We start from the raw sequence: 25,793 nt of genomic DNA, 5'->3' as shown, positions 1-25,793 counted from the left end.
TCCATAGAAAGAAAAAGGGGCGCGGCCTGAGCAGCGCCCCTTTTTGCTTCCTGGTTCAAAGATCCGGCTTGCCGAAGGCCGGATCACTCACGGAATGCTTGCCAGTCTCTACGCGACCGGCAAACCGGCGGCAATAGGCCGGGTCCGAATCACAGGTCACCGAGAAGTCATACCAGCAGCCGCTGTCGTCCAGGTCCCAGTGCAACTCGGTATCTTCACCGCCCTTGACGCGAACCTGCCGCGCGTCATTGCGGTAAGCCTTGGCCTTGACGGTGAACTGGCATGGCCGGTCGCCGTCATTGCGCAGCTTCACATAGAGGTCGCCGCGGCGCTTCTCGTATCCGACGCGCAACTCCGGCTCGGGTGCACCGCGGGCGCGCAAGCGATTCAGGTCTCCCTTGAAGTGCCGATGGAAGCCGTTGGGCCCGAGCACCCAGAGATCGTAGAGACCGGCGTTGCTGGTCATGGCGCTCCAGTCGTCTTCCAGGCGCTCGCCTTGTTCGACCATGTAGCGCCTCGGAAGGCGATCGAGATTGAGCTTGTCGTAGACGTGGAACACGGCCCCTGCCTCGCCAGTATTGGCGAACACGAGCCGGACGCGCCCATGCAGTGCATCAGCGCGCGCGCTCACGTGCAGTTCATAGGGCAGCGCGCGCGACGGCCGCGTTCCGGTGGCCTGCTGCGGCAGCAGCGGGTTGGCGGGCGGCGTGATAGGCGTGAGCTTTTCCTGTTCGGCGCGCAGCGCGTCCGCCTGCGCGCGCGACTTGCGGCCTGCTAGCGTGGGCAGCACTTCGTCATTGGGATTCTCGAAATTGAAGGCGCTCGTCAGGTCGCCACACACCGCCCGGCGGAAGCGGCTGATGTTCGGCTCCTTGACGCCGAAGCGCTTCTCGATGAAGCGGACGACCGAGGTGTGATCGAACTCCTGCGAATTGACCCAGCCGCCGCGGCTCCATGGCGAGATCACATACATCGGCACGCGCATGCCGGGTCCGTACACGCGCCCGTCGGGCTGCGGTTGGCCTTTCGTGCCGGGTGGATTGGGATGCGTGAAGCGCTCGAAGGCGACTTCGCGCTCGGGCAGCGTCGTCTTGCCGGCCGGCGTGCCGTCCGGATTCAGCGAAGGCGCGGAGGGGGAAGGGCAGTGGTCGAAGTAGCCGTCGTTCTCGTCGAAATCGACGATCAGCACGGTCTTGCTCCAGACCTCGGGCACGGCAGTCAACGCATCGAGCGTCTCCTGGATGTACCAGGCGCCCTGAACCGGGCTGGACGGGCCCGGGTGCTCCGAATAGGTCGCCCCGGCAATGAGCCATGACACCTGCGGCAACTTGCCGGACTTGATGTCCTGGCGGAACCGATCGAAGTGGGTCGACGGATCGTTGAGATCGCCCGGCATCGTGTTGGCAATGCCCTTGTAGAGCGGGTTGCCGGCATCATCGCTCGCAGGATCGTAGGCGGGCGAAAGCGCGTCGTTGCTCACCGGCTTGCCCGAGACTTCGTTGGCGATGCGGTACTGCTTGAATCCCGCGAGCGGGTTGTCGCCGAAGTTGTCCGGCATGTTCTGGTAGACCATCCAGCTCACCTTGGCGGCCTGGAGGCGCTCGGGGTAGGTCTTCCATTCGTATCCGAAGGTCGATGCATCGATGGAGTCCCACTCGTTGTTGACCGACGCGACACCCGCGCCGGTCGGGCCATTGGTGCCGGTCCAAAGGAACATGCGGTTCGAATTGGTGCCCGTATGCATGGAGCAGTGATAGGCATCGCAGATCGTGAAGGCATTGGCCAGCGCAAACTGATAGGGCAACTCGGCTTCCTTGAAGTAGCCCATCGACGCGGCCGTCTTGTAGCGCGGCCATTGATTGATGCGGCCGCCGTCCCACGCGTTCTGGCCGTCCGCCCATGAGTGCGGCGTGCCGCTGAAGCGCTGGGCATTGCCCGTGCTGCCGTCGAGATGGAAGGGCAGCACCTGCCGGCCGTTGGCATCGGTCTGCTGCCAGACGTTCAGGCCCTGCGGCAGTGGGATCGTGAACCGGTCGCCGAAGCCGCGCACGCCGCGCAGCGTGCCGAAGTAATGGTCGAAGGAGCGGTTCTCCTGCATCAGGATCACGATGTGTTCGACATCCTTGATGCTGCCGGTCTTGTTGTGCGCCGGAATCGCAAGAGCGCGTCGAATGCTGGGTGGAAATGCGGCGAGCGTGGCGGCGGCAATGCCGGTCGTGGCGGTGCCTTGGATGAATTTGCGGCGCGAGTTCATGGGGTTCTCCTCCGGGAGTTGGTTCGTGGGCTGTGAACGCACACGAGACTAGGGAGAAGCCGTGACATCGCCGTGAAGAGTGTGTGACACGGGCCCGCCTCATTCAAGCACAGCGCGCGTAAAATGCCCGCCCGGCGCTGCTGCCCCGCAGCGCCATTTTTCTTTTTGGGGCCATGTAGAGGACTACCATGTACAAAAACCTCGCTGCCGCGCTCGCGGCCGCCTGCTTTTTTCTTCCCGCTTTTTCGCAACCCGCGAACACCGCAACCCCCGCGAACACCACGCCGAAGCCCGATCCGCTCAAGATCGGATTCGTCTATGTCGCGCCCGTCACCGACGCCGGCTGGGTGCGCCAGCATGAAAACGGGCGCAAGACCGTCGAGGCCGCCCTCGCAGGCAAGGTGAAGACCACCTATGTCGAAAACGTTCCCGAAGGCGCCGATGCCGAGCGCGTCATCCGCGATCTCGCGCAGCAGGGCAACAAGCTGATCTTCACGTCGAGCTTCGGCTACATGGAGCCGACGCTGAAGGTGGCGCGCGATTTTCCGGATGTGAAGTTCGAGTCGATCACCGGCTACAAGACCGCACCCAACGTCGCGATCGCCAACGCGCGCTACTACGAAGGCCGGTATCTCGCAGGTGTCGCGGCCGGCCGCATGACGAAGACCAATGTCGCCGGCTACGTCGCCGGCTTTCCGATCCCCGAAGTGCTGCAGGGCATCAACGCCTTCACGCTGGGCATGCGCTCGGTCAATCCCAAGGCGCAGGTCAAGGTGGTGTGGCTCGACGTCTGGTTCGACCCGCCCAAGGAGCGCGAAGCAGCGATGACCTTGTTCAACCAGAACGTCGACGTGATCGCCTTTCACACAGGGTCGACCGCCGTCATGGCCGCGGCGCAGGAGCGCGGCAAGATGGCCGTGGCCTATCACTCCGACATGCGCAAGGTCGCACCCGATGCGCAGATCATCGCGGTCACCCACCAGTGGGGCGAGTACTACACGCAGCGCGCGCGCGCCGTGCTCGACGGCACCTGGAAGAGCGGCAGCGTGTGGGGTGGCGTCAAGGAAGGAATGATCCGCGTGGGCGATTTCGGCACGAAGGTGCCCAAGGCCGTGCAGGACGAAGTGATGCTGCGCCAGCAGGACATCGCTTCAGGCAAGCTGCAACCTTTTCATGCCGTTGCCGACGTGCGCGACAACCAGGGCCATGTCGTCATCCCCAAGGGCCAGAGCCTGACCGATGAGCAGATCCTCAAGATGAACTGGCTGGTCGAAGGTGTTCAAGGCAAGGTCAACTGACCTCCCGCCACAGCCCGCCCTGGATTCAGTCAACGAAGCCGCTTGCGCGATGGAAGTAGGCGTCTTCGGGGTCGAGGGTCTTCACCTTGGCAGCGGGTTGCCCTGCATAGACGGCGTATTCCTCGGTGTGGACCTTGTTCAGCACCGATCCGGCGCCCAGCACTGACCTGTCGGGCAAGGCCGAGCCGCCGAGCACGGTGACCCGCGTGCCCACCAGGCAGTAGGCGCCGATGCGGATCGGCTTGCAGTCCTGCCGGCTTTCGAACACGTTGATCCCATGCGTGATGAGCTGCGATTGGTAGCCGGCGACGGTCGTGAAGGCGCCGATCTCGATCCTGTCGGTGCAATCGATGATGTGCGACTTGGTGACCGCCGCATGGTCGCCGAGCAGAAACGCCGGATCGCGCTGCGTCCGGTGCGTGAAGTGGGCGCCGCCCGGCGGGTGGCCGGTGATCCAGTTGGAGCGATTGATGATCGAGTGCGCACCGCACTCCATCCGGCCCAGGTGAATGGCGACGTTCAGGTGCCCGATGTAGGCGCCTTCGCCCATCACCAGCTGGCCCGGAAAGATATAGGACAGCCCGATGCGCGCCCCGTCCGCGATCTGGTAGCCCCAGAAGCGGCGCAAGACCCAGCGCTTGATGGCCCAGGGGAGAAACACGACGCCGAGCGCCAGCAGCTTTCTCATGGGGCCTTTCGCGGGTGCGGTTGGTTCGTCGCGCTTCGCTCGGCAATCACTCGCCGGTAAGCGGAGACGTAGTTGGATGCCATCCGTTCAGCGGTGTAGTTCGCGGCGTTCTCGAGGCCGAGGCGGCGCATCTCGTCCAGGTGCGGTGCCGCCGACTCGATCGCCGCGGCCATGGCTGTCGGATCGTTCGGATCGACGTAGACCGCGCCGGGGCCGCCAATTTCGTTCATTGGCGCACGATTGGACGTCAACACGGGGCAGCCGCAAGCCTGCGCCTCGATGACCGGCCAGCCGAAACCTTCCTGGAACGACGGAAAAAGCAGCGCCACGGCGCTCGAATAGAGCGCCCGCAGTTCCTCATGCGAGATGTTCCTGACGGTCAGGATCAGATCCGCCACGCCGTGCTGGCGTGCCACGTTCATCAATTCGTCGTTCAGGTCGGGCCCGACCAGCGCCAGGCGCTGGACGATGGCAGGCGTTCCGCCGGCCCGGGCGCGCTCTTGCAGGGCGATGAAGGCTTCGAGCACTCCGCGCCGGTTCTTGCGGTCCAGTTCCGAGCCGACGTGGAGCAGGTATTTGTCTTCGGGAGAAAGGCCGAACCGCGAAATCAGCCGCCTCGCATCGTCCGTCGGCACCGGGGCGAAGTTGTCGTTCAGGCCGTTGAGCACGGTCGTGACCCTGCGTTCGTCCGCGAAGCCCAGCGCGAGCAGGTCACGGCGGGTCAGATCCGACACGCAGGTGATGAGGTCGGCCTTTGCCAGCCCCCGTGCGATGAGCCGCTGCAGCAGCCGCCCGAACCGGCCGACCTGCCAGCCCTCGATCATGCCTTTGGCCGCTTGCACCGCGATCACGTCGTGGCACGTGACGACGTTGGGCTTGCTGTCCACCCAGGGAACGTAGATGCTGTTGGAATGATCGACCACATGAACCACGTCGGCCCAGCGCACCGGGCGCGCAATCGACGGCATGAACAGGATGAACTTGTCCACGTAGGCGGGCCACTTCCACCAGCGCGACGTCTTGAAGTAGCGCAGCAGTCGCATGGTGGGCGCGATCACGCGGACTTCGCACCCGAGCCGGGGCAGTTCACGTTCGAGGACGCGCTTGAAAGCCAGCATGCTGGCCTGTCCGTCCGGCTCGTAGTTTGCGATCAGCAGCACCTTCATCGGCTGCGGGCGCTCTTGGCGGCGTCACGTGATTTCATGATCTTCCTGGAAAGAGTTGCCGGAATTATGGTCGAGCCTCGCGCCGGTGCCGCGCTTACCATCGGCCGGAAAGCTGCAGTATTGCCGCCGTATAGCGCCCATACGCGCATGCACATCGCGTACCCGCATTGCTGACTTACCCTCCGTGCCCATGCAAGCGTACCGTGCCTCCCTTTTGCGATTCGATCCCGCCGGCCAGCCGGTCTTCGACGAAGACGGCCTCCTGGTCGTCGGCCCCGATGCCAATGGACGGCAGCGCGTGCAGGACGCCGGTGCCTACGCCGCACTCGCGCAGCGGTATCCGCAAGTGCCTGTCACGCATTGGCCCGGGCGCATCCTTGCGCCGGGGTTTATCGATATGCATGTCCATTTTCCGCAGACCGACATCATCGGCGCGCCTGCCGACGGGCTGCTGCCCTGGCTCGAGAACTACACCTTTCCGGCCGAAGGCCGCTTTTCCGACCCGGTTCATGCCGGCGAAGTCGCCGAGGTATTCCTGGACGAACTGATGCGCAATGGGGTGACGACCTCGCTGACCTTCGCCACCTCCCACCCCGCATCCGTGGACGCCTTCTTCGAGGCCTCCCGGCGACGCAAACTCCGCATGATCACGGGGAAGGTGCTGCAGGACCGCCATTCGCCTGACGGTGTACGTGACCAGACCGAGCAGAGCCTGATCGATTCCGAGGCGCTCATTCGCCGGTGGCACAACGTCGACCGGCTCGGCTATGCCATCACGCCGCGCTTTGCGCCCACCAGCACCGACGCCCAGTTGCGCGGCGCCGGCGAGTTGGCGGCCAAATACCCCGACACCTGGATTCACTCGCACGTCGCGGAAAACAAGGACGAGGTGAAATGGGCTCGGGAGCTCTTTCCGCATGCCCGTTCGTACCTCGATGTGTATGCCGGCTTCGGCCTGATGCGCGAGCGCGCCGTGTACGCGCATTGCATCCACTTCGACGACGACGATCGCCGCCTGATGCGCGAAACCCGTACCGCGACAGCCGTCAGCCCGACGAGCAATCTCTTCCTGGGCAGCGGTTTTTTCGACTTCGAAGGCGCAGATCGCATTGGCTATCCGTATGGCCTGGCAAGCGATGTCGGCGGCGGCACCAGCTTCAGCCCTTTCGCCACCATGTTGGCTGCCTACTACGCGGGCCGCGAGGGCCAGACCAAGCCCGGCGTCAGCATTCCGCCCTCGCAGCTCTGGTGGCGACACACGGCAGGGGCAGCGCGAGCGCTCGGGCTGGAAGGCGTGGTGGGCAATCTGCAGCCTGGCTGCGAGGCCGACTTCGTGGTGATCAACCCGACGGCGACGCCGCTGCTGGCGCGCAAGACGGCACTGGCGAACACGCTCGAGGAGATGCTGTTTGCCCTCATCGTGCTGGGCGACGACCGGCTGATCGAGCGGACCGTGGTCTCGCAAGCTCTCGCCGACTGAGGCAGCGGAGGGCAGGGGGACGGAGGGCCGCCGCTGCCTAGAATAGCGGCCCCTAGGAAGGACCCCCGACATGAGCATCAAGAGCGACAAGTGGATCCGGCGCATGGCCGAGAAGAACGGGATGATCGAGCCCTTCGAGCCCGGCCAGATCCGCGAGCGCGATGGTCACAAGATCATCAGCTACGGCACCTCGAGCTACGGCTACGACATCCGCTGCGCCCCCGAGTTCAAGGTCTTCACCAACATCCACAGCACGGTCGTCGACCCGAAGAACTTCGACGAGAAGAGCTTCGTCGACTTTCACGGCGACAGCTGCATCATTCCGCCCAACAGCTTCGCACTCGCGCGCACGGTCGAGTATTTCCGCATCCCGCGCAACGTGCTGACCATCTGCCTGGGCAAGAGCACCTACGCCCGCTGCGGCATCATCGTCAACGTGACGCCCTTCGAGCCCGAATGGGAAGGCTACGTCACCCTCGAATTCAGCAACACCACGCCGCTGCCGGCCAAGATCTACGCTGGCGAAGGGTGCGCGCAGGTCCTGTTCTTCGAAAGCGACGAAGTCTGCGAGACGAGCTACAAGGACCGGGGCGGCAAGTACCAGGGCCAGCGCGGCGTGACCTTGCCCAAGGCCTGAGTGGCTTCCCGAAACCTGTGGGCCACCTCGGGCCCGGTCCTACAGCATCTCGGGGCCGGAGCGGCCTTTGCCGGCTGCCCGCGACCGGCAGCATCTCGCCATCAATGTCGGAGACGTGGTGCCGCGGTGAACGCGTACCATCTTGCGACCGCTGCGGCAGCGGCAAGGAGTGCGTCATGAGATGGGAAGGCAACGAACAATCCGACAACGTCGAAGACCGCCGCGATGATGGCGGCGGCGGGGGCTTTGGCCTGCCGATCGGCGGGCGCGGGATCGGTATCGGAACGGTGGCCGTCGCGTTGATCGCCGGCTGGATCTTCGGCATCAACCCGCTGACGGTGCTCGGGCTCCTGAGCGGCGGCGAGCCGGCGCCCCAGGTGCAGCAGCAGGGCCCGGCGCACAAGCCGCCGGCCAACGACAAGGACGCGGCCTTCGTCTCCACCGTGCTCAGAAACACCGAAGTGGTCTGGGGTGACATCTTCCAGCAGCGCGGCGCGAGGTACACGGCGCCGAAGCTGGTGCTCTTCCGCGGCGCCACGCCGACCGCCTGCGGCACCGGCCAGTCGGCTATGGGTCCTTTTTATTGCCCCGGCGACCAGAAGGTCTACATCGACCTCGGCTTCTACGACACGCTGAGAAACCAACTCGGCGCGCCCGGCGTCTTCGCGCAGGCCTACGTCATTGCGCACGAAGTCGGCCATCACGTGCAGGACGAACTCGGCGTCACCGGCAAGGTCGACCAGATGCGCGGCCGTTTGAGCCACGGCCAGAACAACGCGCTGAGCGTCCGTGTGGAACTGCAGGCCGATTGTTTCGCCGGCGTCTGGGCTCATCATTCCCAGGAGTCCAAGCAGTGGCTGGATCCGGGCGACATCGAATCCGCCATGAACGCCGCCCAGAAAATCGGCGACGACGCCCTCCAACGCTCAGCCGGCCGCGCCGTCGTCCCCGACAGCTTCACCCACGGCAGCAGCGCCCAGCGCCAACGCTGGTTCATGACCGGCTTCAAGAGCGGCAACATGGAAGACTGCGACACCTTCGCCTCAAAAAGCCTCTAAAAACCCGCCAGCCAGTGTGCCTTCATTCGCCCCCCCCGCAGCGGGACGGCGAAATCCTAGAAACACTGCGGAACTGGCTTCGCCAGGCCGCCGGTGTTGCCCCCGGTCAGGGGGTAGGCGAAGCGACACAAAGTGCGCGGAGCCTGGGGGTGAGAGAATGCTCGGCTTCATGACAAGCTCCTTCTCCAATCTTTCCCTGGCCGAACCGCTGGCGCGCGCCGTAGCCGAAATGGGCTACGAAACCATGACGCCGATCCAGGAGCAGGCCATTCCCGTGGTCCTGTCGGGCCAGGACGTGATGGGTGCCGCCCAGACCGGCACCGGCAAGACGGCGGCGTTCTCGCTGCCGTTGCTGCAGCGGATGCTCAAGCACGAGAACAGCTCCACCTCGCCCGCGCGCCATCCGGTGCGCGCCCTGGTGCTGCTGCCGACGCGCGAGCTCGCCGACCAAGTCGCGCAGCAGGTCAAGCTGTACGCCAAGTACACGAACCTCCGCAGTGCAGTGGTGTTCGGCGGCATCGACATGAAGCCGCAGACGCTCGAACTCAAAAAAGGCGTCGAAGTGCTGGTAGCAACGCCCGGCCGCCTGCTCGACCACATCGAGGCCAAGAACGCGGTCCTCAACCAGGTGGAGTACGTGGTGCTCGACGAGGCCGACCGCATGCTCGATATCGGTTTCCTGCCCGACCTGCAGCGCATCCTGTCCTATCTGCCCAAGCAGCGCATCACGCTGCTGTTCTCGGCAACCTTTTCCCCTGAAATCAAGCGGTTGGCTGGCAGCTACCTGCAGAACCCGGTCACGATCGAGGTCGCGCGGCCGAACGAAACGGCCTCCACGGTCGAGCAGCGCTTTTACAGCGTGGGTGACGACGACAAGCGCCGCGCGCTGAAGCAGATCGTGCGCCAGCGCGGCATCACGCAGGCCTTCGTCTTCGTCAACAGCAAGCTGGGCTGCGCGCGGCTCGCGCGTTCGCTCGAGCGCGAGGGGCTCAAGACCACCGCGCTGCACGGCGACAAGAGTCAGGACGAGCGACTCAAGGCGCTTGCTGCATTCAAGGCCGGCGAGGTCGACCTGCTGGTTGCGACCGACGTCGCTGCGCGCGGACTCGACATCAAGGACGTGCCGGCGGTGTTCAATTTCGACATTCCGTTCAACGCCGAAGATTATGTGCACCGCATCGGACGCACGGGTCGCGCCGGAGCCTCAGGCCTGGCGGTGAGCTTCGCCAGCGGCGGCAACGACGTTCGACTCGTCGCCGACATCGAGAAATTGATCAAGAAGAAGATCGAGCTCGAGCCGATCGAGTTCGAGGAAGACCGTCCGCGCGGCCGCATCAACGATGGCCGCCGCCATTGGCGCGAAGAGGGCGAAGCGGGCGATGCACGCGACGTGCTTGACACGCTGGACCGCCCCCGCGACCGTGGCGATGCCCGTTCGGCTCGAGGCGGTCGCCCCCACCGTGCACCCGCGGCCCCCCGAGACCCGTTCTTCGAGCAGCCCTATGAGGCGCCCGCCGAGCGCGAAGCCGCCCCCGCATGGGAAGCCGCGGCCAAAGCTGCGCCTGCCCGAGGGCTCTCCAGCAACATCAAGAGCAAGCGCAAGGTGCCCGCCCTCTTCAAGTCGGCGGAATAGGGCTCGCCCCCAGGTTGCCCGCACTACTTCGTGTCGGGCGCCCACCCCCTGCCGGGGGCAACACCAGCGGCCCGGCTAAGCCGGTTCCGCGGTGTTTCTCGAAGGGGGCTGATCTATGCTCAGCCTGGTTTTTGGGCTTGGGGGCATTTCACCTGGATCAGCTCGCGTTCTTGCGTAGATGCGCCAAAGCGCACGGCGCTGAGGCAACCGCCCCACACGCAGCCCGTGTCGGTCGAGATCAGGTCCGGCCGTGACAACCAGCCCAAGGTCGACCAGTGGCCGAAAGCGACTGTGGCGGTCGCCGTCTTGCGCGCTGGGACGTCGAACCACGGCATGTAGCCCCATGGCGCAGTGCCGACCGCATCCTTGCTCTCGAATTCCATTGCACCCTCGGCAGTGCAGAAACGCATCCGCGTCAGCGCATTGACGATGACGCGCAGCCGTTCGGCGCCGGTGAGGGCGTCATTCCACTGGTCGGGTTCATTGCCGTACATCACAGGCAGGAAATCGGCGATCGCCGGGCCGCGCAGCACCGATTCCAGTTCGGACGCCAGCGAAACGGTGTCTTCGACCGTCCATTGCGGCAAGACGCCCGCATGCACCATCAGCAGGTCGTCACCGCCGATCTTCTGATGGAGCGCCATGTGTTGGTGGCGCAGCCAATCGAGCATGAGGTCGCGGTCAGGCGCCGTGAGCACGTCGGCGGTGGTGTCCTTGCGCCCGGCCTTCTGGGCGCCATAGGCAACGGCGAGCAGGTGCAGGTCATGGTTGCCGAGAAGGCTGCGCGCCGAGGCACCATAACGCTGCATTCGCCGAAGCACGCGGGCGGAGTCCGGCCCACGATTGACAAGGTCGCCGAGCACCACCAGAGCGTCGCGGCTCGGCGAGAAGGCGATGAGGTCGAGCAGGCGCTGCAGCGGTTCGTCGCAGCCTTGCACATCGCCGATCAAGTAAAGTGCCATGGTCCCCATTCTCTCCCGCGTCCATGGATGTTTTCCTACTGGCTTTGCTGACCACGCTCAATGCGCTGTTCGCAATGTCCGAAATGGCCCTTTCCACCAGTCGCCGCGCACGCCTCGCGGCCTTGGCAGAGACGGGCGACGCAGGTGCCGCCGCGGCGCTGAAGCTGATGGCCGATCCGACGCAGTTCCTGTCCAGTGTCCAGATCGGCATCACGTCCATTGGCATGCTGAGCGGCATCGTCGGGGAGGCGGCTTTCGCGGCGCCGCTCGCCGAGTGGATGGAAAAAGCAGGCATGGGCCGGGGCAGCGCCAGCATCGCGTCGACGGCGGTCGTCGTGAGCTGCATCACCTTTTTCACGATCATCTTCGGCGAGCTGGTGCCCAAGCGCATCGGACAGCTCTATCCGGAGCCGGTCGCGCGCTTTGTGGCGCGCCCCATGCGCGGCCTTGCCACGGCAGCCAAGCCTTTCGTCCTGCTGCTGTCGGGCGCCACGGCCGCAACCCTCAAGCTGCTGCGCATCGATTCGAACGCCGCACGCGTAGTGACCGAAGAGGAAATCTCCGCCAGTCTCGAAGAAGGCGTCGATGCCGGCGTGATCGAAATGCACGAGCACCAGATGGTGCGCAATGTGTTTCACCTCGACGATCGGCGGCTCACGTCGCTGATGGTTCCGCGCGCCGACATCGAATGGCTCGAAGCCTCTTTCACGATCGCGCAGTGCCTTCGGAAGGTTTCCGACGCCGGCGCTCTCGACCTGGTCCATTCCTGGTATCCGGTCTGCCGAAATTCGCTGGACGACGTCATCGGCGTGATCAGCGTCGCCCATCTGCTCCGGCTCGGCCCCGATCACCAAGGGACTGTCGAACAGGCGGCGCAGCCGGCCGTGTTCGTGCCTGAAACACTGACGGGCATGGAGCTGCTCGAGCAGTTTCGTCTGCGCGCCGGGCGGCTGGTGTTCGTGGTCGATGAATACGGCGTCGTCCAGGGCCTGATGGCGCCGCGCGACCTGTTGGAGGCGATCACCGGCGAATTGCAGGTGCAGACGCACGAGGAAGCCTGGGCGCGGGAGCGTCCCGACGGCGTGTGGGAGCTCGATGGCCTGATGCCGGTGTCCGAACTCCGCGCGCGGCTTGGTATTCGCGAACTGCCCGATGAAGATCGCGGCCGCTACAACACCGTGGCCGGGTTGCTGATGTCTGTCTCCGGCCAGCTGCCCGAAGTCGGCGAGCGCATCGAATGCGCAGGCTGGTGCTTCGAAGTCGCGGCCCTGGATGGCAAGCGGATCGACCGGGTGCTGGCCTATCCGGATGCGGGCGCGGATGATCTTGCGCCTTGATTTGGTCTCCTGATCTTCTCAAAAAAGATAGTAAAAATCGGTCGATCGCTCTATGAGATGATGGGAATAATCTTCTCAGGAATCTTCTCATAAAGAGCATGCGAATTCGTAACCAGGCTGCGCGCGACCAGCTGACCGCGCTACTCGCCAGACGCCCGATGGCTAGCGCCGCCGAGTTGGCTGATGCTGTGGGTGTCAGTGTCGCGACCTTGCATCGGCTGTTGGGCGAGCTTGGAGACCGAGTCCTAACCATCGGTAAAGCGCGGCGCGCGCGCTATGCATTGCGCCGTCCCTTGCGCGGGGACGCCTCCGACTTATCCTTGTACGAGGTCAATGCCGAGGGCAGGGCCGAATCCATCGCGTCGCTGACCCCGGTATCTCCTTCTGGCGCCCTGCTGGATCTCGCCAAGGCCGGTTGGCCGCTGGACGATGCGTCGCGCGACGGGTGGTGGCAGGGCCTTCCCTATCCCCTCTACGACATGCGTCCGCAAGGGTACATGGGCCGCCAGTTCGCACGGGCTGAGCATCGCCAGCTTGCGGTGTCCCCGGATCCGACCGAGTGGTCCGACGACGACATCCTCTTCGTGTTGAGCCGTACAGGTTCAGATGCCAGTGGCAGCCTCATCCTCGGCGACCTCGCCTACGAGAATTGGCTTCAGCACAAGGTCAAGCCGGCCGAGCCCTTGAACAGCTCGCGCGTAGGCCGCGCCTACGCCGCGTTGGCGGAACAGGCGATTGCGGCAGGGGTGCCAGGCTCGAGCGCCGCGGGTGAATTCCCGAAGTTCCCAGCATTGCGAACGCTCGAAGGACAGGCGACGCCCCATGTGTTGGTCAAGTTCTCGGGGTCTGACGGATCGCCGGCGGTCCGGCGTTGGGCGGATCTGCTGGTGGCCGAACATCTGGCGCTGGAAGCTGCCGGGACGCTGCCCGGCATCGAGCGCTCGCGAAGTCGCATCCTCGTGCACGATGGCCGCACATTCCTGGAGGTGGAGCGCTTCGATCGAATCGGCATGTTTGGAAGAAGCCGCCTGTGCAGCCTTGAAGCAATCAACGCTGCGCTGGTTGGCGAAGCTGCGATGGACTGGACCAGGATCGCGGGCCGTCTTGCCGGCGCGGGGCTGCTATCTGCCCATGATGAAATCCGCATCCAGCATCTGTGGTGGTTCGGTCGGTTGATTGCCAACGCCGACATGCATCTTGGCAACCTCAGTTTCCGGCCGCAAGGCTGCCTGTCGCTCGCGCCGGTCTACGACATGCTGCCGATGCTCTATGCGCCACTCGCGGGCGGGGAGGTCCCGCCGCGGAACTTCGAGGCACCTCTTCCGTTGCCGGCTCAACGGGCTGTCTGGACGGGCGCGTGCCTGGCTGCCCTGGACTTCTGGCATCGCGCGTCTACGGATGCACGCATCAGCGATCCCTTCAGGGCAATCGCCGCAGCCAATGCGCGGCACCTGAAGGATCGGGCCGAGCACGTCTGATCCCTGACTCCTATACTGACCGCCCTCATTTCGCAGACCGGACACCGCCATGCACCTGCCCAAGACCACCCTCCAATTGCGTTCGCTGATCCGCCGCGACGGCGTGCTCGAACTCGCGCTCGCGGAGGAAGCACTGCCGCAGCCAGCGGCCAACGAAGTGGTCGTCCGCGTCGAAGCAGCACCCATGAATCCTTCGGACCTGGGCCTGCTGTTCGGCGCGGCGGACATGCGCACAGCCAAGGCCGGCGGCACGCCGGACCGGCCGGTGATCACCGCCACGGTGCCCGAAGCCGCCATGAAGAGCATGACCGCTCGCCTGGATCAATCGATGCCGGTCGGCAACGAAGGCGCAGGGGTGGTGGTCGCGGCGGGCGCCTCGCCCGAAGCGCAGGCGCTGATGGGCAAGACGGTCGCGGTGCTCGGCGGCGCGATGTACACGCAATTCCGCTGCATTCCCGTTGAGCAGTGCATGGTGCTTCCCGACGGCGCGACGCCTGCCGAAGGGGCGTCCTCGTTCGTCAATCCGCTCACGGCCCTGGGCATGGTCGAGACGATGCGGCGCGACGGCCACAAGGCGCTGGTGCACACGGCGGCGGCGTCCAATCTTGGGCAGATGCTCAACCGGATCTGCATCCAGGACGGCATCGGGCTGGTGAACATCGTGCGCAAGAAGGAGCAGGAAGACCTCCTGCGCGGCATGGGCGCCAAGTATGTCTGCGACGCCACATCGCCGACCTTCATGCAGGATCTGACGGAGGCGCTGGTCGCCACCGGCGCCACGCTGGCTTTTGACGCAATCGGCGGCGGCAAGCTGGCGGGCCAGATCCTGACCTGCATGGAAGCTGCCGCAAACAGGACCGCTACCGAATACAGCCGCTATGGCTCGACCACCTACAAGCAGGTCTACATCTACGGCGGGCTCGATCGCGGGCCAACGGAGTTCGTGCGCAATTTCGGCATGACCTGGGGGATGGGCGGCTGGCTGCTGTTCCCCTTCCTTCAGAAAATCGGCCCCGAAGGGCAGCAGAAGCTGAAGGCGCGGGTGGCGAAGGAGCTCAAGACGACTTTTGCGAGCCGCTACACCAAAGAAGTCTCGCTGGTCGAGGCGCTGCGCCTGGACGAGATTGCGGTCTATTCGAAGCACGCAACCGGCGAGAAGTACCTGCTCAATCCGAACAAGTAGCCGGGCGCGGCTTTCGCGCCCGAGGGGAGAGTTCAGCCCAGCGCCAGGCGCGCGCGGCCGCCGGCCGCCGTCTTGCGGGCGCCGTCCGGTCCATAGAACATCTGCACGCTCGACTGCAGGAAGTGCAGTGCCTTCTGCGTGAAATCGAGCTGCGCGTAGACAACCGAACCGTTGCGCAGGTTGTGCACTCGGGCCTGCTCGGCCAGTTCGAGCAATGCCGCCCAAGCCTGCCGGGTTGCTTCCCCGCCGGCCGCCGCCGCCGCATCAGCGCCGGCGCGGCCGGGTTCGAACCCGAGTGCGGCCTGTGCGGCTTCGCGCTGGCGGTCGAGTTCAGCCAGGCGTTCCAGCAACTGGATCTTTTGTTCGGTGATCTGCTCGGCTTCCGCAAAGCGGCGGTTCGTCATGGCCTCCTCTTCCTGCGACAGGATGGCCAGGAATTCCTCCACGCAGGATTTTTCCGCGTGCAGGTAGAGCAGCATGGTGTTCATTGCTTCTTCTCGGCGCCGAGCAGGTCGCGCACGCTGTCGAGCAGGCCGCTGGCGATCCGCTCGGGGTTGACTTGATAGCGGCCGGCGCGGATGTCCTCGCGGATTGCCGCGACGCGAGCCGCGTCGAAATCGCTGCCAGCGGAGTTGGGCAGCGCATGGATTTGTCCGGACACCTGCACCACCTCCTTGGAGCGGCTCGCGGCGTCGGCGGCGGACGCTGGGGCAGAGCCCGGCTTGGAGGGGCGGGAAAGAGGCGTGGCCGAAGGCGCGGGTTGATCGATTTTCAAGATGATTCCTCAAAGGGCTGGCCCATATATCGGCGGCTTGACCAGGAACTTTAGGCCCGATCGCATCGAATGGCGAGCGCGGCTTACTGAGCAAGCCGGATCTGGCCTTCCTCGTCGGCGATCCCACTCACCAGACGGCCATCGCGCGTTTTGGCCTGCACCGTGGCGCCGGCTTCGGCGCGTGTCATCGCCTTGCCTTCGGTGCTGACGGCGTAACCCTGGCCCTGAGCGACCAGTTGCACGGTCTGGCCCTGCTGGATCACGACGACGCCGCGCATCAATTCCTTTCGCAGCGGCGCGCCTGCGGCAATGCGCTGCGTGCTGGTGACGCCCCGCAGCGCCGAAACGTCGGTGACGACCGAGCGCGGCAATCTGCTCAGGTCGCCGGTGCGTTCGATCACGTCTCCGGGGCCGAGGCTCTCGCCAGGCGATATGGCGCGTGCGGCGACGAAGTACGTGCCTGTCACGGCGACGTTGACCGAGATGAAGCGGCTCCAGGGCTTGTCGCCCCGGCAGCGAAGGCCTACCGACAGACGCCCCCAAGGCGTCGTGCCGGTCGGCATGAAGGCCTCGAAGTCATCGCATGGCGGAAGCGGTGCAGACCCCGTCGAGTTGATGGAGACCGTCGCCTTGCCGGGCAGGCCGGCCGTCTGCGCCTGCAGAAGCTTGTCGATGGCTGCGCGTGCCGCTTCGGGCACGGGCGCGGGCGCGGCCGCGAGAGAGGCCGTGCCCATGCAGGCCATCCATGCCGGCAGCATGAGGCGCAGCAGGCGGTTCCGGGTCTTGCGTTGTTGCATGGTGATCGAGGAGTTGCCGGGCAATTCTAGGAAGACACCCCCGATGCCGAAGTGGCGAAGTGCCGCTGAAAACCCCCTTTGTTCGACCCATTGCAAAAACGGCGCGTCCATAGACTCGCTTTCCATCTGTCGCCATGCCCAGTGCGGACGCGACGCCACCAAGGATGGAAAGAATGATCGACAAGCTGGATGCGGCGCTTCGCTTCAACCGCGAAGCACTCAATCTCCGGGCGGAGCGCCAGGAAGTGCTGGCGGCCAACATCGCCCACTCGGACACGCCTAACTACAAGGCCCGCGATTTCGATTTCAGCAGCCGTCTGTCCCAGGCCGTGGAGCAAGGGCGTCAGTCGCAATCGTTCGCGCTGGCCACGACATCGTCGCGCCATCTCGCGGGCGAAGCGAAGTCGATGCCCGACCAGGACTTGCTCTATCGCGTGCCCATGCAATCGAGCATCGACGGCAACACGGTCGACATGGACGTCGAGCGCATCAACTTCGCGGACAACGCGCTGCGCTACGAATCGAACCTCACCGTGATCGGCGCCAAGATCAAGACGCTGCTCTCCGCGGTGCAGCAGTAAGCGAGGGAACACGCGATGCCAATCTCCAGCGGTTCCATGAACATCTTCAGCGTGGCGGGTTCCGCCATGACTGCGCAGTCGCAGCGCATGAACGTCACTGCGAGCAATCTTGCCAATGCGGAAAGCGTGGCGGGCCCCGACGGCGAACCCTACCGTGCCAAGCAGGTCTTCTTCGAAGTCGCGCCCTCGGGTCAGCAGGACATCGGTGGCGTGCAGGTCTCGGGCGTCGTCGAGGACCAGTCGCCCGCAAAGATGGTCTTCGATCCGAAGAACCCGCATGCCAACGGCGAAGGCTATGTGGCGATGCCGAACGTGAACGTCGTCGAAGAAATGACCAACATGATTTCAGCGTCGCGCAGCTACCAGGCGAACGTCGAAGTGCTCAACACAGCCAAGACGCTGATGGTCAAGACGCTGACCATCGGCCAATAAAACCACTCACGGAAAGCAAGGAAAGCATCCATGGCCATCGCAGACACGTCTTCCATCAGCGGGCTGAACGCAGCCAGTGCCGCAGCGAGCACCGCCAGTGTCTCGAACAACGACACCGAGCAGCGCTTTCTCAAGCTGCTGGTCACGCAGCTCAACAACCAGGACCCGCTCAATCCGATGGAGAACGCGGAGCTCACCTCGCAGCTCGCACAGATGAGCACCGTGAGCGGCATCGAGAAGCTCAACAACACGCTGTCGGGTCTGGTGAACCAGACGGGCTCCAATCAGGTGCTGCAGGCTGCGTCTCTCATCGGCTATCACGTGCTGTCGCCGGGCGACTCGCTGACCACCACGGCGCCGGAAGACGGCAAGGACCCGGCTGTGCAGGCCTTTGCAGTGCAGTTGCCAGGCACCGCGGCCGACGTGCAGATCAAGATCGTCGATGCGAGCGGAAAGACCGTGCGCACCATCGAAGCCGGCTCCATGACCGAGGGCGTCAACGCAGTGACCTGGGACGGCAAGGACGACCAGGGCAACGCCGTGGCGGCCGGCAGCTACAAGTTCACGGTGGCCGCAACCAATGGCGGCACGGCTGTGGACGCCACTGCGCTCACCTTCGCGCAGGTGGCCGCCGTCAAGCAGAGCGCGAGCGGCCCGACGCTCGAGCTCGCATCGGGCCAGACCATCAATCTCTCCGACGTGCGCATGTTCCTCTGACGCAAGGCAGGCACGCCTTCCGTCTCCCGTCTTCCGTTTTCCTTCTGCATCAAACAAGGATTCATCATGAGTTTCTCCCAAGGCATCAGCGGCCTGAGCGTTTCCGCCGCCAACCTCGACGTCATCGGCAACAACATCGCGAACTCGGGCACGGTAGGCTTCAAGTCCGCTGCCGCCACTTTCCAGGACGTCTATGCCGGTTCGCGCGTCGGCCTCGGCGCGTCGGTGGCTGGTGTGGTGCAGAACTTCACGCAAGGCGTGACGCAGACCAGCAGCCGTCCGCTGGATGTCGCGATCCTCAACGGCGATGGCTTCTTTCGCATGTCCAGCGCCAGCGGCGAGGTCATGTATTCGCGCAACGGCCAGTTCACCAAGGACAAGGACGGCTTCATCGTCAACGCATCCGGCCTGCGCCTGACGGGCTTCGGCGTCAACGCCAGCGGCGGCATCAACGGCGGCACGCCGTCGGCCATCCAGATCCCGACCGCCGCCATGACGCCGAACGCCACCACGGGCGTGGACGCCGAGTTCAATCTCGATTCGCGCAGCACTGCCCCGACGAAGACGCCTTTCGACGCCAATGATTCGGCGACCTTCAACTATTCCAATGCGATCGGTCCGGTGTACGACTCGCTGGGCAATCCGCACGACCTCGCGGTCTACTTCGTGAAGACGGGCGCCGGCACGTGGGACACCTACGGGACCCTCGACGGCGCTGCGCTCAACGGCGGCGCCAAGCTCGCCGGCGGTTCGCTGACCTTCGACACCAACGGCAATCTCACGGCACCCGCGGGCGGCAAGATCACGCTGCCGACCGCGAACTTCCCGAACGGCTCGGCGGCGCTGAACATGACGGTCGACCTCACCGGCACGACGCAGTTCGGTTCCACCAACGCGATGAGCAAGCTCAACCAGGACGGCTACACCTCCGGCGAGCTGACGTCGTTCTCGATCAATTCCGACGGCACGATCACCGGCAAGTTCTCCAACGAGCAGAGCAAGTTGCTGGGCCAGGTGGTGCTCTCGTCTTTTGCCAATCCCAACGGCCTGGAGCCCAAGGGCCAGAACATGTATGCCGAGACGCAGGCTTCGGGCCAGGCGCTGACCGGCACGCCGGGCGAGGGCACCAAGCTCGGTTCGCTCGAATCCGGCGCACTGGAGTCATCCAACGTCGACCTGACTTCGGAGCTGGTCAATCTCATCGTGGCGCAGCGCAACTACCAGGCCAACGCCCAGACGGTGAAGACGCAGGATCAGGTCATGCAGACCTTGATCAACATGCGCTGAAGCAGGAGCAGTCGTGGATCGAATGTTGTACGTCGCCATGAGCGGCGCCAAGCAGGCCATGGAACAGCAGGCCTCTGTCGCCAACAACATGGCGAACGTCTCGACACCCGGGTTTCGGGCGCAGGTGAATGCCTTCCGTGCGGTGCCGGTCGTTGGCGAGGAAGCGCAGACGCGTGCCTTCGTGGCGGCGACCACGGCGGGCGCCGACTTCTCGCACGGCCCGATCACCGAGACCGGGCGCGAGCTCGATGTCGCGGTCAAGGGCGACGGCTGGCTCGTGGTCCAGACGCCGGATGGCGGCGAGGCCTATACGCGCGTCGGCAATCTGCAGGTGGGTCCGGACGGCCAGGTGATGACGATGGGCTCGCGCCCGGTCGTCGGCGACGGCGGCGCGCTCGTGATTCCGCCGGGTTCCACCGTCACGATTGCCGCGGACGGCGCCATCGCGGCGCGCGGCCCCGGCGATCCGATCACCGGCGTGTCCGAAGTCGGCCGCCTGAAGCTGGTCAACCCGCAGACGGCCGATCTGGTTCGCGGTGACGACGGCCTCTTTCGGATGCGCCCCGGGCTGCCGCCCGCCGACGCCGATCCCGCCGTCACGGTCACCGCGGGTGCGGTGGAAGGCAGCAACGTCAACCCGGTCGAAGCCATGGTCGCAATGATCGCCAACGGACGCAGCTTCGAGATGCAGATGAAGTCGATCCAGTCCGCCGACACCAACGCGCAGTCAGCCAACAAGCTGCTTGCCTACAACTGAGAAATCCAATGATCCGTTCCCTTTACGTCGCCAAGACCGGCCTTGAAGCCCAGCAGACGCAACTCGACGTGGTGTCGAACAACCTTGCCAACGTGGCGACCACCGGCTTCAAGAAGAGCCGCGCGGTGTTCGAGGACCTGCTCTACCAGAACCTGCGTCAGGTGGGCGGCCAGACCTCCGATCAGACGCGCCTGCCTTCGGGCCTGCAAGTCGGCACCGGCGTGCGCGTGGTCGCGACAGAGCGCATGCACTCGCAAGGCAACCTGACGAAGACGGACAACCCGAAGGACGTCGGCATCAATGGCGCCGGCTTCTTCCAGGTGCTGATGCCGGACGGCACGACCTCGTACACGCGCGATGGCTCTTTCCAGACGGACAAGGACGGCCAGCTCGTGACGGCGAGCGGCTTCACCATCCAGCCGGTCATCACGATTCCGCAGAACGCCACGAGCATGACGATCGGGCGCGACGGCATCGTCTCGGTCACGCAGGCAGGCAGTACGGCAACCGTGCAGGTCGGCCAGCTCCAGCTCGCCACCTTCCTGAATCCGGCCGGGCTGCAGAGCACGGGCGAGAACCTCTATACCGAATCCGATTCGTCCGGCGCGCCCAACCTGGTGAACCCCGGCGTCGATGGCGCGGGCATCCTGAGCCAGGGCTACACCGAAGCGTCGAACGTCAACGTGGTGGAAGAACTGGTGAACATGATCGCGACGCAGCGCGGGTACGAGATCAACAGCAAGGCGATCCAGACGTCGGATCAGATGCTGCAACGGCTGGCGCAGCTATGAGGCACACCCCCAGGCTTCGCGCACTTCGTGTCGCTTCGCCTACCCCCTTGCAGGGGGCGACACCGGCGGCCCGGCGGAGCCGGTTCCGCGGTGTCTCTGGTATGGGCGCGGGGGTTCTTTGGGGCGTCGTTGTGTTGTCGGCCGGGTGTGCGCAGTTGCCTCGGGAGCCGTTGGTGCATCAACCTATGACGGCTCGGGCGGACACGATGGGGTCGATGCAGCGGCGGCCGTCTACGGGGGCGATCTTCAATGAGAGCGTGGGGGTGGCGCTGTTCGAGGACCGCAGGCCGCGGTATGTCGGGGACATCCTGACGATCGTGATCAGCGAGAAGGTGAATGCGAGCAAGAACTCGGGGGCCAACGCGAGCCGCGATGGCAGCGTGGGTGCGGCCTTTGCGACGATTCCGAAGTTCATGATCGGATTGCTTGATGGGCAGGACGCGAAGATGTCCGGCTCGAACGCGCTGACCGCGAAGGGCGGCGCCAATGCCGCGAACACTTTCAACGGCGTGATCACCGTGACAGTGACCGACGTGCTGCCCAACGGCAACCTGCTGGTGAGTGGGGAAAAGCAGATGGGCATCAACCAGGGGACCGAATTCATCCGGTTCTCGGGTGTGGTGAATCCGCGCACGGTGACCGGCCAAAACACCGTGCTGTCGACCCAGGTGGCCGACGCGCGCATCGAATACACGGCCAAGGGCTACATCGACGAGGCCCAGCACATGGGCTGGATGCAGCGCATCTTCCTGAATGTGTCGCCATTCTGATCATGATCACCAAACGCTTCATCCTCTCCGCCGCGCTGGGCGCCCTTTGCGCCCTGTGCCTCAACCCCTACGTGCATGCCGAGCGACTGAAGGAGCTCGCGACCTTCCAGGGCGTCCGCGACAACCCGCTGATCGGCTACGGCCTGATGGTGGGCCTCGACGGTACGGGCGACCAGACGATGCAGACGCCGTTCACGACGCAGAGCCTGAACAACATGCTGCAGCAGCTCGGCATCACGGTGCCGCAAGGCGTGAACATGCAGCTCAAGAACGTGGCCGCGGTGATGGTGACCGCAACGCTGCCGTCGTTCGCGCGGCCAGGGCAGAGCATCGACGTGACGGTGTCGTCCATGGGCAATGCCAAGAGCCTGCGCGGCGGCACCTTGCTGATGACACCGCTCAAGGGTGTGGACGGTTCGGTGTATGCCATCGCGCAAGGGAACATGGTCGTCGGCGGCGCGGGTGCGTCGGCCAACGGCAGCAAGGTGCAGATCAACCAGTTGAGCTCCGGACGCATTCCGTCGGGAGCGACCGTCGAGCGCACGGTGGAGTCTTCCATCGGCGGCGATGGCATGCTGACCATCGAACTCACGCGTTCGGATTTCAGCACGGCACAGAAGGCTGTCGAGGCGATCAACCGGCAGTTCGGTTCAGGCGTTGCGGACGCTGTCGACGCGCGCGTGATTCGCGTCCGTGCCCCGGAGGCACCCCAGGAGCGGGTCAGCTTCCTCGCGCGCCTCGAAGGCGTCGAACTCACGCCCGCGCAGGCGGTGGCACGCGTCGTCGTCAACGCGCGCACGGGCTCGGTGGTCATGAACCAGGCCGTCCGCGTCAACGACTGTGCAGTCGCGCACGGCAATCTGTCGGTGGTCATCAACACCGAGCCGGTGGTGAGCCAGCCCGGACCGTTCTCCAACGGCAACACGGTTGCCGCGCAGGTTTCGCAAATCTCGGTGAACCAATCCGGCGGTGCGCTGCAGATGGTGCGCAGCGGTGCTTCCCTCTCGGATGTGATCAAGGGTCTCAATGCCCTGGGCGCAAATCCGCAGGACCTGGTCTCGATCCTGCAAGCGATGAAATCGGCCGGTGCCTTGCGCGCCGAGCTTGAAATCATCTGAGGGCGGACATGGCGATCCCCGCAGCCACTTCGTGGACCGGCAGCGACGCTGGCAGCCGTGCCGGCGCACTCGACCAGCGTTTCGCGCTCGATGTGCAGGGCGTCGATGCCCTGCGCCGCACCGTCCGCAACTCGCCGGAAGAGGGTCTCAAGCAGGTCTCTCGCCAGTTCGAGGCCATGTTCATGAACATGGTGCTCAAGAGCATGCGCGAGGCGACGCCATCCAGCGGCCTGCTCGACGGTGGCCAGAACGAGAAGATCTACACGTCGATGCTCGACCAGCAGCTTTCACAGAACCTGTCGGGACGCGGCGTGGGCCTGGCTGAGGCCATGCTGGCGCAGCTCCAGCGCAGCGTCGCGTCAGGTTCGACCAACATGGACGCCGACGTCGCGCCGATGTCCCTGGCACCTCGCGGCGCGATGCCGCTGAAGCCGGACGCGGGCGTGCCGGTGGGATCTTCGCCGTCGCCCGCGGCGCGTGCGGATCTCAGTGCCTACCAGGTCAACAACGATCGCTCGGCAAGCAGCTCGGCCGCTACCGCATCGCTGCAGAGCCACATCGACGGATTCGTCAACCGCATGGGCGCCTCTGCACAGGCGGCGAGCAACGCGAGCGGCGTGCCGGCTCCGCTGATCCTGGCGCAGGCCGCGCTCGAATCCGGCTGGGGCAAGCGTGAGATCCGTGCCGACGATGGCACGCAGAGTTTCAATCTCTTCGGCATCAAGGCCGACCGCAGCTGGAAGGGCCCCGTGGTCGAGACGACCACGACCGAATACGTGGATGGCGAGCCGCAACGCGTGCGCGCGAAGTTCAGGGCCTATGCCTCCTATGACGAGGCATTTACCGATTACGCGCGCTTCATGACACGCAATCCGCGCTACGCCAACGTGCTGGCCACCGACGACCCGGCCGAAGCCGCACACGGCTTGCAGCGCGCGGGCTACGCGACGGATCCGCAATACGGCCAGAAGCTGGTTCGCATCATGCAGAAGTTCGGTTGAAAGGAATCCCATGGCAGAGATCACGAGCATTCAACAACACGCGAGCAGCGCCGCTGCGGCGGCGGCACTCGCGAGCGCGGGCCGCCTGGAGGCGGTCACCTTCACGCTGGGCGACGAGGAATACGGCATCGACATCCAGAAGGTGCAGGAGCTGCGAGGCTACGACGCGGTCACGCGCATTGCCAACGCTCCGGAGTACATCAAGGGCGTGGTGAACCTGCGCGGGATCATTGTTCCGATCATCGACATGCGCATCAAGTTTGCGCTGGGCACGCCGAGCTATGACCAGTTCACGGTGGTGATCGTGCTGAACATCGGAGGCCGCGTGGTGGGGATGGTGGTGGACAGCGTCTCCGACGTGATCACGCTGGCGGCCGAGCAGATCAAGCCGGCACCCGCGATGGGCTCGGTGCTGGACACGGACTACCTGATCGGCCTGGGCACGCTGGACGAGCGGATGCTGATCCTGGTGGACATCGACCGCCTGATGTCCAGCGAAGACATGGGACTGATCGAGAAGATGGCCGCCTGAGGCCCTGAAACCCTGAAATCCATAACGAAACCATGGGAGACCGGAATGAAGGATTGGAAGATCGGGACGCGCCTCGGAAGCGGATTCGCGCTGGTGCTGGCATTGGCTGCCGCGATCGCCGTCGTCGGTGTGATGCGATTGCAGAGCCTTGGCGACGCGACCCACGAGATGGCGCGGAAGTCGCTCGAGAAAGAACGCCTGGCGGCAAACTGGCTCCTGCTCACGAGCACGAACAGCGTGCGCACCTTCTCGCTGCTCAAGAGCAACGATGCCGACGTGCAGGACTACCTGCAGAAGAACATTACCAAGACCAGTGCGGCGATTTCGGAGGCGCAGAAGCGGCTCGAGGATGTTCTTGCATCGCCTGAAGAGCTCGCGCTGAGCGCAGACATCAAGAAGAACCGGGGCGAATACGTCGCGCTGCGCAACACGATTCTCAAGCTCAAGGCGGAAGGCAAGCGCGAGGAAGCCGACCGGCTCAGCGGCGACAAGCTGCTGGCTGCACTCGACAGCTATGACGGAAGCATCCGCGCGATGCTCACCTATCAGAAGGAGCAGATCGACAAATCCGCAGATGCGATCGACGGGCTTGACCGTTCGGGCCGGACCCAGTTGGTCGTGCTTGCACTGATCGCGCTGGCCGTGGGTGCCGTGTTGGCATGGCTGTTGACGCGCAGCATCGTCGAGCCGATCGGCGAGGCGCTGCTGATTGCAGAGACCGTTGCCGCGGGCGATCTCAGCAAGGACTTCGATTCCGATCGCGGCGGCGACTTCGGACGTCTGTTGCGCGGAATGGGTGAAATGGAAGACAAGCTCACCGACGTGGTGGGCCGCATTCGCGCATCGACGGATTCGATCCTCGTGGCTTCGCAGGAGATCGCGGCGGGCAATCACGATCTCTCATCGCGCACTGAAGAGCAGGCGAGTTCGCTGGAAGAGACGGCGGCTTCGATGGAAGAGCTGACCTCCACGGTGAAGCAGAACGCGGACAACGCGCGGCAGGCGAATCAACTCGCAGTGTCGGCGTCGGCCGTCGCGGTCAAGGGCGGCAGCGTGGTCAG

At 64.8% G+C, this 25,793-nt stretch carries 26 protein-coding genes; 19 read left to right on the top strand and 7 right to left on the bottom strand.

From position 1 onward, the window contains the following. Positions 1-55: 55 nt before the first annotated feature. Positions 56-2,254, bottom strand: coding sequence for a phosphocholine-specific phospholipase C (locus tag AC1DEK_RS20485; RefSeq protein WP_478127118.1), 2,199 nt, complete (start codon positions 2,252-2,254; stop codon positions 56-58). A gap of 188 nt (positions 2,255-2,442) precedes the next feature. On the opposite strand from AC1DEK_RS20485, the gene AC1DEK_RS20480 reads away from it, so the two are divergent. Continuing rightward, entirely contained in the window at positions 2,443-3,552 is a 1,110-nt protein-coding gene (locus tag AC1DEK_RS20480; RefSeq protein WP_478127117.1) for a BMP family ABC transporter substrate-binding protein, read from the top strand. Between the two features lie 25 nt (positions 3,553-3,577). Here AC1DEK_RS20480 and AC1DEK_RS20475 read toward each other — a convergent pair whose 3' ends face one another. Both AC1DEK_RS20475 and AC1DEK_RS20470 read right to left on the bottom strand, forming a co-directional pair. Further along, on the bottom strand, positions 3,578-4,240 hold the full coding sequence (locus AC1DEK_RS20475; protein ID WP_478127116.1) for an acyltransferase: 663 nt from the start codon (positions 4,238-4,240) through the stop codon (positions 3,578-3,580). Further along, complete coding sequence (locus AC1DEK_RS20470; protein ID WP_478127115.1) at positions 4,237-5,406, bottom strand: glycosyltransferase family 4 protein; 1,170 nt, start codon at positions 5,404-5,406, stop codon at positions 4,237-4,239. Before AC1DEK_RS20470 ends, AC1DEK_RS20475 begins: the two co-directional genes overlap by 4 nt. A 190-nt stretch (positions 5,407-5,596) precedes the next feature. Here AC1DEK_RS20470 and guaD point away from each other — a divergent pair, with 190 nt between their 5' ends. The 4 genes from guaD to AC1DEK_RS20450 all read left to right on the top strand — a co-directional run bounded on the left by guaD (position 5,597) and on the right by AC1DEK_RS20450 (position 10,214). Then, positions 5,597-6,886, top strand: coding sequence for a guanine deaminase (gene guaD / locus AC1DEK_RS20465; RefSeq protein WP_478127361.1), 1,290 nt, complete (start codon positions 5,597-5,599; stop codon positions 6,884-6,886). Between the two features lie 70 nt (positions 6,887-6,956). Next, positions 6,957-7,523 carry a dCTP deaminase gene (gene dcd / locus AC1DEK_RS20460; RefSeq protein ID WP_478127114.1) on the top strand — a complete coding sequence of 189 codons (567 nt, stop codon included), beginning with the start codon at positions 6,957-6,959 and terminating at the stop codon, positions 7,521-7,523. Positions 7,524-7,699: 176 nt separating this feature from the next. Then, positions 7,700-8,581: a KPN_02809 family neutral zinc metallopeptidase gene (ypfJ, locus tag AC1DEK_RS20455; RefSeq protein WP_478127113.1), complete on the top strand. Its 882-nt coding sequence runs from the start codon at positions 7,700-7,702 to the stop codon at positions 8,579-8,581. 169 nt (positions 8,582-8,750) lie between these two features. Further along, positions 8,751-10,214: a DEAD/DEAH box helicase gene (locus AC1DEK_RS20450; protein WP_478127112.1), complete on the top strand. Its 1,464-nt coding sequence runs from the start codon at positions 8,751-8,753 to the stop codon at positions 10,212-10,214. Positions 10,215-10,333: 119 nt separating this feature from the next. On the opposite strand, the gene AC1DEK_RS20445 is transcribed toward AC1DEK_RS20450, so the two are convergent. Then, the gene (locus AC1DEK_RS20445) at positions 10,334-11,176 is read right to left on the bottom strand and encodes a symmetrical bis(5'-nucleosyl)-tetraphosphatase (protein WP_478127111.1); all 843 of its coding nucleotides are present in this window, start codon (positions 11,174-11,176) and stop codon (positions 10,334-10,336) included. A gap of 23 nt (positions 11,177-11,199) precedes the next feature. On the opposite strand from AC1DEK_RS20445, the gene AC1DEK_RS20440 reads away from it, so the two are divergent. From AC1DEK_RS20440 to AC1DEK_RS20430, 3 genes are all read left to right on the top strand, one after another. After that, positions 11,200-12,513 (top strand): hemolysin family protein, encoded by a 1,314-nt coding sequence (locus AC1DEK_RS20440; protein WP_478127110.1) that lies wholly within the window; start codon positions 11,200-11,202, stop codon positions 12,511-12,513. Between the two features lie 98 nt (positions 12,514-12,611). After that, positions 12,612-13,991, top strand: a complete 1,380-nt coding sequence (gene yjjJ, locus AC1DEK_RS20435) for a type II toxin-antitoxin system HipA family toxin YjjJ (RefSeq protein WP_478127109.1) — start codon at positions 12,612-12,614, stop codon at positions 13,989-13,991. Positions 13,992-14,040: 49 nt separating this feature from the next. Next, the gene (locus AC1DEK_RS20430) at positions 14,041-15,174 is read left to right on the top strand and encodes a zinc-binding dehydrogenase (protein ID WP_478127108.1); all 1,134 of its coding nucleotides are present in this window, start codon (positions 14,041-14,043) and stop codon (positions 15,172-15,174) included. 32 nt (positions 15,175-15,206) lie between these two features. On the opposite strand, the gene AC1DEK_RS20425 is transcribed toward AC1DEK_RS20430, so the two are convergent. The 3 genes from AC1DEK_RS20425 to flgA all read right to left on the bottom strand — a co-directional run bounded on the left by AC1DEK_RS20425 (position 15,207) and on the right by flgA (position 16,746). Next, positions 15,207-15,662, bottom strand: a complete 456-nt coding sequence (locus AC1DEK_RS20425) for a flagella synthesis protein FlgN (RefSeq protein ID WP_478127107.1) — start codon at positions 15,660-15,662, stop codon at positions 15,207-15,209. Then, positions 15,659-15,949 (bottom strand): flagellar biosynthesis anti-sigma factor FlgM, encoded by a 291-nt coding sequence (gene flgM, locus AC1DEK_RS20420; RefSeq protein ID WP_478127106.1) that lies wholly within the window; start codon positions 15,947-15,949, stop codon positions 15,659-15,661. Before flgM ends, AC1DEK_RS20425 begins: the two co-directional genes overlap by 4 nt. A gap of 83 nt (positions 15,950-16,032) precedes the next feature. Next, positions 16,033-16,746 carry a flagellar basal body P-ring formation chaperone FlgA gene (gene flgA, locus AC1DEK_RS20415; RefSeq protein WP_478127105.1) on the bottom strand — a complete coding sequence of 238 codons (714 nt, stop codon included), beginning with the start codon at positions 16,744-16,746 and terminating at the stop codon, positions 16,033-16,035. Positions 16,747-16,919: 173 nt separating this feature from the next. Between flgA and flgB the strand changes: the two genes are divergently transcribed. The 11 genes from flgB to AC1DEK_RS20360 form a co-directional block, all read left to right on the top strand. Further along, positions 16,920-17,327 (top strand): flagellar basal body rod protein FlgB, encoded by a 408-nt coding sequence (flgB, locus tag AC1DEK_RS20410; RefSeq protein ID WP_478127104.1) that lies wholly within the window; start codon positions 16,920-16,922, stop codon positions 17,325-17,327. 36 nt (positions 17,328-17,363) lie between these two features. Next, entirely contained in the window at positions 17,364-17,759 is a 396-nt protein-coding gene (gene flgC / locus AC1DEK_RS20405; protein WP_478127360.1) for a flagellar basal body rod protein FlgC, read from the top strand. A 30-nt stretch (positions 17,760-17,789) separates the two neighbouring features. Next, positions 17,790-18,476 carry a flagellar hook assembly protein FlgD gene (locus tag AC1DEK_RS20400; protein WP_478127103.1) on the top strand — a complete coding sequence of 229 codons (687 nt, stop codon included), beginning with the start codon at positions 17,790-17,792 and terminating at the stop codon, positions 18,474-18,476. Between the two features lie 66 nt (positions 18,477-18,542). Beyond that, a complete protein-coding gene (flgE, locus tag AC1DEK_RS20395; protein WP_478127102.1) occupies positions 18,543-19,763 on the top strand; it encodes a flagellar hook protein FlgE in 1,221 nt (406 codons plus the stop codon). A gap of 13 nt (positions 19,764-19,776) precedes the next feature. Further along, positions 19,777-20,520, top strand: coding sequence for a flagellar basal body rod protein FlgF (locus AC1DEK_RS20390; RefSeq protein WP_478127101.1), 744 nt, complete (start codon positions 19,777-19,779; stop codon positions 20,518-20,520). An 8-nt stretch (positions 20,521-20,528) separates the two neighbouring features. After that, positions 20,529-21,311: a flagellar basal-body rod protein FlgG gene (gene flgG / locus AC1DEK_RS20385; RefSeq protein WP_478127100.1), complete on the top strand. Its 783-nt coding sequence runs from the start codon at positions 20,529-20,531 to the stop codon at positions 21,309-21,311. 101 nt (positions 21,312-21,412) lie between these two features. Beyond that, complete coding sequence (locus tag AC1DEK_RS20380) at positions 21,413-22,081, top strand: flagellar basal body L-ring protein FlgH (protein ID WP_478127099.1); 669 nt, start codon at positions 21,413-21,415, stop codon at positions 22,079-22,081. Positions 22,082-22,083: 2 nt separating this feature from the next. After that, entirely contained in the window at positions 22,084-23,199 is a 1,116-nt protein-coding gene (locus tag AC1DEK_RS20375) for a flagellar basal body P-ring protein FlgI (protein ID WP_478127098.1), read from the top strand. Positions 23,200-23,207: 8 nt separating this feature from the next. Continuing rightward, on the top strand, positions 23,208-24,200 hold the full coding sequence (flgJ, locus tag AC1DEK_RS20370) for a flagellar assembly peptidoglycan hydrolase FlgJ (RefSeq protein ID WP_478127097.1): 993 nt from the start codon (positions 23,208-23,210) through the stop codon (positions 24,198-24,200). A 10-nt stretch (positions 24,201-24,210) separates the two neighbouring features. Beyond that, positions 24,211-24,732 carry a chemotaxis protein CheW gene (locus AC1DEK_RS20365; protein WP_478127096.1) on the top strand — a complete coding sequence of 174 codons (522 nt, stop codon included), beginning with the start codon at positions 24,211-24,213 and terminating at the stop codon, positions 24,730-24,732. Positions 24,733-24,777: 45 nt separating this feature from the next. Next, positions 24,778-25,793 (top strand): MCP four helix bundle domain-containing protein (locus AC1DEK_RS20360; protein WP_478127095.1); only part of this gene is annotated, 1,016 nt, incomplete at its 3' end.

The sequence above is a fragment of the Variovorax sp. 10N420 genome, assembly GCF_056394705.1.
This window is presented reverse-complemented; position numbering and strand designations above follow the sequence as displayed.

Excerpts from the sequence above, each read along its gene's own strand:
- flgG (WP_478127100.1), top strand. The coding sequence starts at position 20,529 with ATGATCCGTTCCCTTTACGTCGCCAAGACCGGCCTTGAAGCCCAGCAG.
- AC1DEK_RS20445 (WP_478127111.1), bottom strand. The coding sequence starts at position 11,176 with ATGGCACTTTACTTGATCGGCGATGTGCAAGGCTGCGACGAACCGCTG.
- AC1DEK_RS20470 (WP_478127115.1), bottom strand. The coding sequence starts at position 5,406 with ATGAAGGTGCTGCTGATCGCAAACTACGAGCCGGACGGACAGGCCAGC.
- yjjJ (WP_478127109.1), top strand. The coding sequence starts at position 12,612 with ATGCGAATTCGTAACCAGGCTGCGCGCGACCAGCTGACCGCGCTACTC.
- flgE (WP_478127102.1), top strand. The coding sequence starts at position 18,543 with ATGAGTTTCTCCCAAGGCATCAGCGGCCTGAGCGTTTCCGCCGCCAAC.
- AC1DEK_RS20440 (WP_478127110.1), top strand. The coding sequence starts at position 11,200 with ATGGATGTTTTCCTACTGGCTTTGCTGACCACGCTCAATGCGCTGTTC.
- AC1DEK_RS20400 (WP_478127103.1), top strand. The coding sequence starts at position 17,790 with ATGGCCATCGCAGACACGTCTTCCATCAGCGGGCTGAACGCAGCCAGT.
- guaD (WP_478127361.1), top strand. The coding sequence starts at position 5,597 with ATGCAAGCGTACCGTGCCTCCCTTTTGCGATTCGATCCCGCCGGCCAG.
- AC1DEK_RS20480 (WP_478127117.1), top strand. The coding sequence starts at position 2,443 with ATGTACAAAAACCTCGCTGCCGCGCTCGCGGCCGCCTGCTTTTTTCTT.
- AC1DEK_RS20475 (WP_478127116.1), bottom strand. The coding sequence starts at position 4,240 with ATGAGAAAGCTGCTGGCGCTCGGCGTCGTGTTTCTCCCCTGGGCCATC.
- AC1DEK_RS20380 (WP_478127099.1), top strand. The coding sequence starts at position 21,413 with ATGGGCGCGGGGGTTCTTTGGGGCGTCGTTGTGTTGTCGGCCGGGTGT.
- flgC (WP_478127360.1), top strand. The coding sequence starts at position 17,364 with ATGAACATCTTCAGCGTGGCGGGTTCCGCCATGACTGCGCAGTCGCAG.
- AC1DEK_RS20375 (WP_478127098.1), top strand. The coding sequence starts at position 22,084 with ATGATCACCAAACGCTTCATCCTCTCCGCCGCGCTGGGCGCCCTTTGC.
- AC1DEK_RS20365 (WP_478127096.1), top strand. The coding sequence starts at position 24,211 with ATGGCAGAGATCACGAGCATTCAACAACACGCGAGCAGCGCCGCTGCG.
- AC1DEK_RS20485 (WP_478127118.1), bottom strand. The coding sequence starts at position 2,254 with ATGAACTCGCGCCGCAAATTCATCCAAGGCACCGCCACGACCGGCATT.
- AC1DEK_RS20425 (WP_478127107.1), bottom strand. The coding sequence starts at position 15,662 with ATGAACACCATGCTGCTCTACCTGCACGCGGAAAAATCCTGCGTGGAG.
- AC1DEK_RS20450 (WP_478127112.1), top strand. The coding sequence starts at position 8,751 with ATGACAAGCTCCTTCTCCAATCTTTCCCTGGCCGAACCGCTGGCGCGC.
- ypfJ (WP_478127113.1), top strand. The coding sequence starts at position 7,700 with ATGAGATGGGAAGGCAACGAACAATCCGACAACGTCGAAGACCGCCGC.
- flgJ (WP_478127097.1), top strand. The coding sequence starts at position 23,208 with ATGGCGATCCCCGCAGCCACTTCGTGGACCGGCAGCGACGCTGGCAGC.
- dcd (WP_478127114.1), top strand. The coding sequence starts at position 6,957 with ATGAGCATCAAGAGCGACAAGTGGATCCGGCGCATGGCCGAGAAGAAC.
- flgA (WP_478127105.1), bottom strand. The coding sequence starts at position 16,746 with ATGCAACAACGCAAGACCCGGAACCGCCTGCTGCGCCTCATGCTGCCG.
- flgB (WP_478127104.1), top strand. The coding sequence starts at position 16,920 with ATGATCGACAAGCTGGATGCGGCGCTTCGCTTCAACCGCGAAGCACTC.
- AC1DEK_RS20430 (WP_478127108.1), top strand. The coding sequence starts at position 14,041 with ATGCACCTGCCCAAGACCACCCTCCAATTGCGTTCGCTGATCCGCCGC.